Genomic DNA, 10,340 nt, shown 5'->3' on the forward strand with positions numbered 1-10,340 from the left:
AACAGTAATTTCGTTAAGCGAGATAAAATATGTTTTGTGCAGCAAGAATGGGAGATGCCACTAGTTGCGGAGCTATATCGAGTGGTTCACCCAATGTATTGATTAACGCGCAACCGGCAGCTGTTGCGGGTGGGAGTGCTGCATCCTCCTCATTGGTCGGCATGACCTCGGTGGTTACAGGCTCTGCGACAGTATTTATTAATAAGCTCCCAGCGGCCCGAGTGAGTGATTTGGCTGGAGATGGTGCTGCAGTTGTCAGCGGATCGGCCAACGTATTTATAGGTGGATAATCGTCATGTTATTGGTATTAACGTGGCCACGAATGTCGCAACAGTTTCAGCTTCATGATGCGATTACAGAGCAGAATGCTATCTGTTTTAGTATGGAAAAAGGGGAGTTTGCTCCCCATTCTGTGGGGGATGGAAAAAATGAAATCCGGTTTTACCGGCATTCATTGGCATCAATGATTATTAACCACAGTAATGATTTTATCTGCATGATCAACGGTAAAGAGTTAGCCCCCGGTGAGCACTCCCCATTATCGTTAGGTGCAGAGATCAAGTTTGGTCATTTTGTTATTACGGCCAAAAAAGCATCAGGACAAACTGCGAGCAAGAGTTTTACTGACAACCGATTGGTGCTGGAACAAATATCGGTGTTAGAAACAACCGATCTACCCGAAATTGAAGATATTTTATCTCATGGCGGTCACTACATCTCTTATCTGGATGATGTTAATGAGACGCTAGCGCAAGAATTGCCAGAGCAGGATGTTCTAAAAAATTTGGAGCTAGAATATAAGCGATTTTTAATGTGGGGTGAGCAGGGCCAGAAATTTTCTGAAAAGGGGCAATTACAGACGACAAAATTGTCTGCTAACGACGGTTTTCTGGAAAATATTAGGGAGTACGTACAAGATAAAACATTGACGGAATGTATTTTAGATTCAGGTGGACTTATCGAAAGAATCACCAAGGAATTAAGTGTCATTGATTACCTTGAAACACCTCAGGACGAGGGGAAAGTTGATTTATTAAAACTGTTGGCACCGGAACATATTATAACTAAAGAGAAAAGTAGCGTGCCAGCACTCGTATTTCAAGAACTCTATAAGTTGGGGCTAGACAGCCATTTATAAATTTAAGTCTGGATATTACCACATAATGAATATGACCAATCTAAGTGAATTATTGAAAAGCAGTTCGTTACCAGAAATACAAGCTGAAGTCATTGCTAAGTTGAAATCTAAGCCAACAGATATTGATGCGCGAGAACTATTATTCAAACTTTATTGTCTTGACGGATTATGGCAAAAAGCTCAACTACAACTTGAAACACTGGTTAAGCTGGTTCCTGAAATGACTAAACAGGCTGAACTCTATAAAAATTTAGTGTTAAGCGAGAGATTACGTGAAGAAGTTTTGGCTGGTAAGCGCGCCCCTGGCTCATTGAATGATTCCCTGCCGGAGTGGGTTGCATTGATGCAACAGGCCAATCAACGCTTGCACGAGGGTGACTGCGCGCAAAGTGAAGAAATACGTCAGTTAGCATTATCACAAATACCTGAAAGCATAGGTGAAACGAGTTCTGCTTCGTCGTTTTCCTGGATTGCTGATAGCGATGGCCGCATCGGGCCGGTTTGCGAATTTATTAGTGCAGGTGGTTACCGTTGGGTTCCTTTTGCCGAAGTGCAATTAATGAAGGTTTCCAAACCTAAAAATATTATCGATTTAGTTTGGGCTCCGGCACAGCTTACCGTAAATGATAAAGTTTGGTTCGGCTACGTACCTGCGCGTTATCCATTAGCCGTTGGTGCTAATAATGACACCAAACTCGGTCTTAAAACCGAATGGGAACAACTGACAGAGACTCTTTATATTGGTTCAGGGCGGAAAATGTTTTTCACTGACCAAAATGAATATGCATTATTCGATGTGGAAGAGTTTAGGTTTAGCGGACAAGCGAAATGATGGAAAAGAAGAGACAATTCTTACCTACTTTATTAGAGCGCCTACTTGATGATGATCCTAAAAAGCTGATAGAGCCCCAGGATAAATTCTTTTATGACTCACGTATGATGCGAAAATTGGTACAGAAGAATATTACCGAGATACTAAATAATGCCAATATTGATGATCTGCTTGATGAACAGCGTCATAAATGGGTAGCAACATCGGTATTAAACTTCGGTATTGCGCCATTGATTGGTCGGTATTCAACACCTCACAACTGGATGACAATTGAACGAATTATTCGTGAGGCAATCATCCGTTTTGAACCGCGAATTATTTCAGAATCTTTGGTGGTAAATAAATTACACAATGCAAAAAATGGTATTGCACAGTTTGAAATTAAGGGACTGATCGAGTGGAATCCGCATCCTATCGATCTCTCAATAGCAGGTGCGTATGATTTTGAAACCAACCAAGCAGAGTTAAGATCATTTTGATGAGAGTATAATGAAATTGTCTTGTTTTTATAGATTATCACACCAGTTATATGAAGGAATTTAACGCTTATACTTTGTGATAATGAACTCATGACTAACAACATCAATATATTTTTCCGGGCTATTCTCTTAAATTTGTTCTGACCTATTTTTATTTATAAATGATAATATTACAATTAAATCTAAAAGGAGAAATAATATGAAATATGAAAATAATATTGAACTAGATTTATCTTTAGTAGAAAAAGTTGTTTATATTAACCTCAAGACTCGTTCTGATCGGGAGGATAATATTAAAGAGCTATTGCAAAAGTTTAATATAGCAAATGAAAAAGTCATTCGCTTTGAGGCAATAGATGAGAAGCCAGGCTATATTGGCTGTGCTAAATCTCACGAAGCAGTTCTGAAAATGGCACGAGATCATGAATGGGACAACGTTTTGATCCTAGAAGATGATATTGTTTTCAATGATGATATCGAGAGTGTCGCATTGGCGAACCGTTTTTTATCTATGTTAAAAACCACCGACTGGGATGTGGCCATGCTGTCTGCAAATTATTATCATGTAATGCCTTTTATTAATGATAACCATTTTCTCCGATTGAATATGGCGCACTGTTCATGTGCTTATCTGGTGAATAAAAACTATTATCAAACATTGCTTGATAATGTAAGTGAAGCGGTCAGAAAGTTAGAGGCAGGCGGAGAACAAGTCAACTGTGCTATTGATTCACACTGGCTTCAATTGATGGGAAAAGATAAATGGTTTGGTATGTACCCGAATTTTGGTTATCAAAAAGCAGGGCATAGTGATGTTCAAGGTTATAACACAAATCACGAATTACTATTTTTTAAGCCGTTAGAAAGAATAAAGATTGGAGTTTACGATCCATCATAAAATATATAATATGCCCATCTTAGAGCAAGCTAGGACTCTTTACCAATGTCATTAGCTCGTGGAGAAACTTACATGAAAATTGATATCAGGTGGGTTTAACAAGAAAAAATGTTAATTTTAATCTCTTGTGATTGTCATTGATGGTCAGGAAATGGTGTGTCGGCATCATCACTGATGATATAAAATATGTGATCCTGACTATGATAGTAAAGCAGTACAGGATCACAATGGGGATAATTAGCATTACCTTTGGCCATGAAGAACTTTTTAAAAATGTATTTCTGATAAGACTTGATTAATTATGGGTATTATCAGATGGGCAATCCAGTCATCACTGATATTGGTTATTTCAGTACCTGAAGTATAAGTTAAAGTTTTTCTTGTAACCATACTTATCTCGTATGTTTGACATATAGTGACTCACCGTCCTTCGGTAATATTGAGATGCTCTGAAATATCCTGATAGTCCATCCCCATAGAAGCTAGATGCAAAACCTGTTTTTCTCGTTTTGACAGTTTTGGCTGAGATTTAATATTTGGATCTAATCGAGTACCCTCATCATTATCCTTTTCAGCTAACAGAATGAATTTATTAATTATTGATGAGATCTCTATTATTGGTGTGCTTTTACTGACAACAAAGCGTGTTACTTCAGATAAGGTATGAAAATAAAGTGAATCCGCCTCATATCGACAAAATATGAGTATAGAAGCGTTATTTTGCATATCCTTTATTTTATTAAAAATGATATTTTGCTTTGTTTTTGATATCCCATCTATATCGAATATTACAATTTTTTTTTCGCTGTCATCTAGTTGGCTGATGAATTTATCGAGTGAGCAAAATAATTTGGTTGTTATATTATCTTTTCTTTTATCAAGATCTATATTATTCCTTATGATAAGTTGCAGTGAAAAAAGAAATAGTGAACTCTGACTGAAAATGATAACATCACTCATATCCTATCCTATTTAAATAAGGTTTTTATATCTGCCAATTGCAGAATGGGGGAATTAAATATAATTAATTTATATTATAAATATATAAAACACGCATTCCTTTGGCTTGAGGAATACTTGGGGAATATAAGTTATGTTTAATACGCCAGTGTGTTTTTGTTGGATTAATTATATGCGATATTTAAAACCGTTAAAGAACTTTGATTTGGATCAAACCACTTACCACAAACGCAAAGTTGGTTTAAAATATCGTTTTATTTTAAAAAACAGAATTTAATACTTTATAAAGTAAAATAATTTAGATTAAATGAATTTTTTAATATAGATATAAGTGAAAAACACTTTTGGGGATAAAATAAAATTAAGTATACCCCTACGTCAGAAGTTACAGATGCCTACAGGCCCTGTCATCCTTCGCCCATAAATGGGGGGGGGTTATAAGTAGATTTATCGAGAAGAGGTTTATGGAATATAGTGAAGTGAGGTGATTTTACGTAAAAGAAGAGCTGCGTTCTGCAAGAACGACAGTATCAATATTGAAATAACGATGGATTAAAACTAGATTTGTCCTACATATGCTCTGTACATCACGGCGCAACCAAAAATAAACTCCTCACTTTATCCCTTCCGTACCCTTGATCTGGCCCTTTCTAGCCAATCTTTGTGAATCACCATGTCTTATAATGAATTTAAGTGGAAAAAATTCGCACAAGGGATCATTCTCTGAGGACAAAGGAAACAATACTGAAAGAGGAGCTCCAAATGAGCGCTATCATTGTTGATGATCACCCACTAGCTCGTATAGCTATTCGTAATTTGCTAGAAAACGAAGGAATTACAGTATTGTCAGAGGCTGGTGATGGCATCGAAGCACTTAAGTTGATTGAAAGCGCCCAACCAGAAATTATTATCTTAGATGTTGATATTCCTAAATTAAATGGAATGGAAGTCGTTGAGAAACTAAGAAAACAAGGCTATGGTGGCATCATTATTGTTGTTTCGGCTAAAAATGATATTTTTTATGGCAAACGTAGTGCTGATGCAGGAGCAAATGCATTCGTCAGTAAAAAAGAAGGTATCACAAATATTATTTCTGCGATTAAAGCTGCCCAAAACGGTTATAGCTATTTCCCCTTTTCATTAAATGGGTTTGTCGGCAGCCTACCTTCAGAGCAGGAAAGGCTACAATCGCTCTCCATGCAAGAAATTAAAATCATGCGCTATATTTTAAATAGTGCGGACACGGCACACATCGCCTCTGAAATGAACATCAGCAGTAAAACCGTTAGTACCTATAAAAGTCGCTTAATGGATAAACTGGAGTGTAAAACGTTAATGGATCTATTTGCTTTTGCTAGCCGTAATAGTGTTGATTAACAACATGTTGAAGCAATTTCTCGGTGTTTTATTATCGCTAATGATGGCGATACCATTTGCTTATGCCGAAGTGGTGGAGCCTATCGCGTTGGAACTGGCGGGGCAAAGTGATGTGCTTCCTCCGACGATAAAGCTGAATAATGATGATTTGATCTGGTTAGCAAAAAAAAACAAGTTGACCGTTGCTGTATATCCTCCTGAATATCCTCCACTGGCATTTACTAGCCTGACGGGGCGTTATCGAGGGATTAATGCCGATTATTTAACACTGTTGCAGAAGGCGCTTAATACTAATATTGATATTAAACGCTACCCTGACCAACAGGCAGCCCTTGTTGCAGTGAAATTACGAGAAGTAGATTTTATCCTTACTCAACAAACCGATTCGATGGTAGTTGAAAGCCCTTTAATTGCTTCTGGGCCGCTGGTGAGTTCTTATCCCATGCTAGTGACCCGGCAGGATGAAATGATGCAGCCACTGCATACCAAGAACCCCGTCAATATTGCCATCGCAGGGACATACCCGCCTGAAGAATTTATTAAACAGTCATTCCCTAATGCCAGAATTGTTTCATTTGATAGTGAATACTCGGCGTTGGCATCGGTTGTCGATGAGCAAAATGACTATTTCATGGGTAATAGTCTTACCGGGAATATGGCTATGATGAGGGATTTTCCCTATGCTCTTAGTGTGGTGAAATTCTGGAAAAGTCCGCAAATTAGTAACCGTTTTATTGTACTGGATAGCGAAAAACCGCTAATTGATATTCTTAACGCCTTCCTCAACAATGTAACGACTCAAATTCGTAATCAAGAAAATCAATTCTGGGTTGATGACTACAGTCTTCCATATTTGTCAAAACCATTATCACTGACGCCGCAGGAAAAACGCTGGCTTGAAAAAAATCCTAAATTACGCGTATTAATTAATCCTTACTATGCTCCTTTCACGATGGCGGACTCTAACTCAGAAATTAGAGGGCTTATTGGTGATATTCTTAATATTATCCATTTGGAAACAGGTGTGGAATTTGAGCCGGTTATAGTTAATTCCAATAGTGAAATGGCTAAAATCATGCTCACAGGTAATTGGGATATATTACCCACTACGACCTATAGCGTAGAGCGTGAGGATCTGATCTCATTTACTCATCCGTTTATCACAACGCCATTCGTCGCGGTAGTAAAGGATACGCCCGATGCGATTACACAATTATCTGATGGAATGAAAGTCGCGATACCGGCATACCACACGCTATATGAGCAACTAAAAAGCAAATATCCCAAAATTGAATGGGTAACGATTGATAACACCAGTATGGCTCTGAATATGGTGGATGATGGGCGGGTAGATGGGGCTATCTATAATCTGCTCTCTGCTCGATATATGATTGACCATTATTATTCGGGCGAGCTGAAATATTTTCGTATCGCCGATGAAACCCCTGCGTTAATCAGTTTCGCGATGCCCCGAGGAGATAAAGAACTACAGCAAATACTCAATAAAGCATTAGACAATATTCCACAAAAAGAAATATTACGTCTGGCCGCCAAATGGGCAAAAATGCCAAAGATCCAGATTGATACTTGGAATTTGTATAGTACGCAGTTTTATTTAGTGATTGCGCTGGCAGCCTTGCTGGTTTTAAGTAGTTTGCTCTGGGGACTTTATCTTTCACGCGAGATTCGCATGAGGAAAAAATCACAATTAGAACTAGAAACTCAGTTGAGCTTTCGTCAAACGCTCTCTAACGCGATCCCTATGCCGGTTTACGTTCTATCAATGGAAGGGGAGTTGTGTAGTTATAATCATGCATTTACAACGTTCTTTTCTCCTGAATTACGTGAGGAGATCCGAACATCATTATTCGATAGTCGCCATCCACTGGCCGGTATTTTCTCAACTATCCGCCATGATGTTGAAAAAGGTCTGCCATCGGACTCGGTTCTCGCGCATCACCTAATACTGAATAATGGCCAGGAAGATCGCCATATTTTACATTGGCTCACCCTTTGTATTATGCCTGCGAATGTTCCCCCGACCATTATTTGCGGCTGGCAAGACATCACCGAATCGAAGCAATTAATGAAAGCGCTTCAGATAGAAAAAGATAAAGCCATTCAAGCCAACCAAGCGAAAAGCTCTTTCCTAGCCAGCATGAGCCATGAGATTCGCACGCCTATCAGCACCATTATGGGGTTCCTTGAATTACTATCAACCCATAACCAGTCCCCTAATGAAGAGAAAGAATCTATTCAATTGGCGTATGCCTCTGCTCAGCATTTACTGGGATTAATCGGTAATATTTTGGATATGGAGAAGATTGAATCAGGCAATTTCGAACCATCTCCTGAATGGGTTGATGTTGAATTATTGATAGAAAGTACATTAAGAGCCTTTGAGGGGTTGGCAAAACAGAAACAACTCCAACTGACTTTTGTTAATCGATTAGTTAAAGGGGAATACCTGTGGCTTGATCCTCAAGCATTCAGACAGGTGCTGAGTAATTTCCTGAGTAATGCCATTAAGTTCACTCAACAAGGTAGCATTGAAGTGCGTGCTGAAACACATACCGAGAGTGCGGCTCAAACTCAGTTAATTATGAGCGTCACGGATACCGGGCCGGGTATTAGTCAGGAAGAGCAGCAACTGTTGTTTAAGCCATTTAGCCAAACATCAAGCGGCAAACAACAAACCGGTTCAGGTCTTGGTTTGATGATTTGTCGCGAGCTAATCTTGCGCATGAATGGTGAGATTAAAATGTTTAGTCAACCGGGCCAAGGAACAACCTTAACGGTGATGCTCACGACGAAGGTTTCTCGTGAGGCCGTAGCGGCGACACTCTCTCCTGAACAATCCAGCAGTCTACCTAAAAATCTCAAGATCCTCATTGCCGACGATCATCCCAATAACCGCCTGCTATTGCGGCGTCAGCTGGATAATTTGGGGTATCACATTGATGAAGCTATCGACGGTATTCAGGCGCTGGAGTTAGTTAAACAAAATAAGTATGACTTGCTTATTACTGATATCAATATGCCGAATATGGATGGTATTACCCTCACACGCCATATCCGGGGTTTCGATGAAAATATTGTTATTTGGGGGCTCACGGCCAATGCGCAAGAAGAAGAGAGAGAACGTTGTCTCGCCGTTGGAATGAATTTATGTTTATTTAAGCCTGTCAATTTGCAACAACTAGAATCTTCGTTACGGTTGGTCAATACCCAACAGCCAGCATCGCGCTTAGGGGAACTGATCAATATTGATTTACTCAATACATTGACGATGCATGATGCCAAATTAATGCAGCAGATATTAGCGATATCCCAGTTGGAAAATGATAAAGATCTGACATCAGCTAAAGAGGCTGCTCATATAGGCGATTGGGCCACCATGAAACATCATCTGCATCGTATTAATGGTTCGGCTCAAATTTTAGGGGCCACGAGATTACTTGAACTTTGCGAGCAACTGGAGAGTTATCCATTTACTCAAGTCCCAGACCCGATATTCGAAGATAAATTCAGCCAATTGGCGCAGCATTTACAAGAGCTAAGCGATGAAATAGATTTGGTTATATCGGCTTAAATAGGGCGATTGCCCAGTACTGAAGTTTTGAGTTCAAATAAACTGAGTAATGCAATGTGCTATATCTCTGGAAACATAAATAGCATAGCGAATTAGCATAAAGAAAAAGCCATTAAAACGGCAGGTTTCCCCATCGTTTTAATGGCTGGTTAACAGACTAAAACCAAGGTTATGACCTAACCCAGGCACTCCCATTGTAAAGGAAGTTAAGTGTCATACCTGTAGTTAGGGATACAGAAGTAGAGTTATACGATATCGTACTGGCCTGCATAGCATTAGACTCAAATTTAACCGCAGCGCCTATCTCTGCTGACGCCGGAAGTGTGACACTTCCAGACCATGAGCCATCAGCGAAAGAATAATATATTGATTCATATTTATTTAACGCTGTGGTCATAGTTGTAGCAGTAATCGCATTGCCATTGGAGACGGGTTGGGTGATATAAGCTCGCGTCAGGGTTATAACGGGCAAATCAATATTAAAACTGTTGCTATCAATCGTCGTTGTGACCGTCGTACTACCCGACGCTGCGAGTGTGGCACTCCCTGTTCGCGTACTGACTAGCCTCGCGGTGTAAGTACCATTGTTATTATCCGTAATATTGCCAACTGATGATCCCGTCTGACTTGTGGCAAAGTTGACATTTTGCCCGCTCACCATATTCCCGTTCGCATCTTTAAGCGTCAACGTCAGTACTGAAGCCGCAGTCCCATTCGCCGCAATCGTCGTTGGCGATGCCACTAAGTTGGATTGAGCTGTCACCGCTGCGCCTGGAACAAAAGTCACACTCGTATTCTGGCTTTTGCCATTAATCGTTGCCGTTATCGTACTGGCACCCGCACGAGTTGTAGTCAGGTTTGTTGTTGCTACCCCATTGATATCGGTCATCGCATTGGCTGTAACCACGCCGACGTCTGCGGGAGCGCTGAAGTTCACTGTCACATCGGATACCAGGTTGCCTTTGGCATCAGTGACCACGGCTTGCACCGTATTGGTCGCGGAACCGTTAGCCACAGCGTCATTAGCCGTTACCGTCAGGGCACCACTGCCTATTACGGCCGTA

The 10,340-nt window shown here is 40.0% G+C and carries 9 protein-coding genes; 7 read left to right on the plus strand and 2 right to left on the minus strand.

The window, feature by feature from the left end; genetic code table 11:
• The first annotated feature begins 29 nt into the window (after nt 1-29).
• The 5 genes from YROHD0001_RS0118965 to YROHD0001_RS00330 all read left to right on the plus strand — a co-directional run bounded on the left by YROHD0001_RS0118965 (nt 30) and on the right by YROHD0001_RS00330 (nt 3,347).
• Nucleotides 30-290, plus strand: a complete 261-nt coding sequence (locus YROHD0001_RS0118965) for a PAAR domain-containing protein (RefSeq protein WP_032818498.1) — start codon at nt 30-32, stop codon at nt 288-290.
• A 5-nt stretch (nt 291-295) separates the two neighbouring features.
• The gene (locus YROHD0001_RS00340; RefSeq protein ID WP_004716870.1) at nt 296-1,138 is read left to right on the plus strand and encodes a TagK domain-containing protein; all 843 of its coding nucleotides are present in this window, start codon (nt 296-298) and stop codon (nt 1,136-1,138) included.
• A 25-nt stretch (nt 1,139-1,163) separates the two neighbouring features.
• Nucleotides 1,164-1,970: a type VI secretion system accessory protein TagJ gene (locus tag YROHD0001_RS00335; protein ID WP_004716871.1), complete on the plus strand. Its 807-nt coding sequence runs from the start codon at nt 1,164-1,166 to the stop codon at nt 1,968-1,970.
• A complete protein-coding gene (locus tag YROHD0001_RS0118970) occupies nt 1,970-2,449 on the plus strand; it encodes a type VI secretion system baseplate subunit TssE (RefSeq protein WP_032818502.1) in 480 nt (159 codons plus the stop codon). The genes YROHD0001_RS00335 and YROHD0001_RS0118970 overlap by 1 nt, the downstream gene beginning before the upstream one ends.
• Before the next feature lie 199 nt (nt 2,450-2,648).
• Complete coding sequence (locus YROHD0001_RS00330) at nt 2,649-3,347, plus strand: glycosyltransferase family 25 protein (RefSeq protein ID WP_004716872.1); 699 nt, start codon at nt 2,649-2,651, stop codon at nt 3,345-3,347.
• A gap of 420 nt (nt 3,348-3,767) precedes the next feature.
• On the opposite strand, the gene YROHD0001_RS00325 is transcribed toward YROHD0001_RS00330, so the two are convergent.
• Entirely contained in the window at nt 3,768-4,307 is a 540-nt protein-coding gene (locus tag YROHD0001_RS00325; protein ID WP_004716874.1) for a helix-turn-helix transcriptional regulator, read from the minus strand.
• Nucleotides 4,308-5,069: 762 nt separating this feature from the next.
• Here YROHD0001_RS00325 and evgA point away from each other — a divergent pair.
• A complete protein-coding gene (evgA, locus tag YROHD0001_RS00320) occupies nt 5,070-5,684 on the plus strand; it encodes an acid-sensing system DNA-binding response regulator EvgA (protein WP_004716876.1) in 615 nt (204 codons plus the stop codon).
• A 4-nt stretch (nt 5,685-5,688) separates the two neighbouring features.
• Nucleotides 5,689-9,276 carry a response regulator gene (locus YROHD0001_RS00315; RefSeq protein WP_004716877.1) on the plus strand — a complete coding sequence of 1,196 codons (3,588 nt, stop codon included), beginning with the start codon at nt 5,689-5,691 and terminating at the stop codon, nt 9,274-9,276.
• Nucleotides 9,277-9,445: 169 nt separating this feature from the next.
• Here the strand turns inward: YROHD0001_RS00315 and YROHD0001_RS00310 are convergent.
• Nucleotides 9,446-10,340, minus strand: an 895-nt coding sequence (locus YROHD0001_RS00310) for an Ig-like domain-containing protein (protein WP_032818500.1), incomplete at its 5' end; no start/stop codon positions are given.

Origin of the sequence: Yersinia rohdei ATCC 43380 (genome assembly GCF_000173775.1) — a bacterium.
GTDB lineage: Bacteria > Pseudomonadota > Gammaproteobacteria > Enterobacterales > Enterobacteriaceae > Yersinia > Yersinia rohdei.

What these genes read in the sequence shown, in the direction of transcription:
- evgA (WP_004716876.1), top strand. Translation starts at nt 5,070, where the DNA reads ATGAGCGCTATCATTGTTGATGATCACCCACTAGCTCGTATAGCTATT.
- YROHD0001_RS00325 (WP_004716874.1), bottom strand. Translation starts at nt 4,307, where the DNA reads ATGAGTGATGTTATCATTTTCAGTCAGAGTTCACTATTTCTTTTTTCA.
- YROHD0001_RS00335 (WP_004716871.1), top strand. Translation starts at nt 1,164, where the DNA reads ATGAATATGACCAATCTAAGTGAATTATTGAAAAGCAGTTCGTTACCA.
- YROHD0001_RS00330 (WP_004716872.1), top strand. Translation starts at nt 2,649, where the DNA reads ATGAAATATGAAAATAATATTGAACTAGATTTATCTTTAGTAGAAAAA.
- YROHD0001_RS00340 (WP_004716870.1), top strand. Translation starts at nt 296, where the DNA reads ATGTTATTGGTATTAACGTGGCCACGAATGTCGCAACAGTTTCAGCTT.
- YROHD0001_RS0118965 (WP_032818498.1), top strand. Translation starts at nt 30, where the DNA reads ATGTTTTGTGCAGCAAGAATGGGAGATGCCACTAGTTGCGGAGCTATA.
- YROHD0001_RS00315 (WP_004716877.1), top strand. Translation starts at nt 5,689, where the DNA reads ATGTTGAAGCAATTTCTCGGTGTTTTATTATCGCTAATGATGGCGATA.
- YROHD0001_RS0118970 (WP_032818502.1), top strand. Translation starts at nt 1,970, where the DNA reads ATGGAAAAGAAGAGACAATTCTTACCTACTTTATTAGAGCGCCTACTT.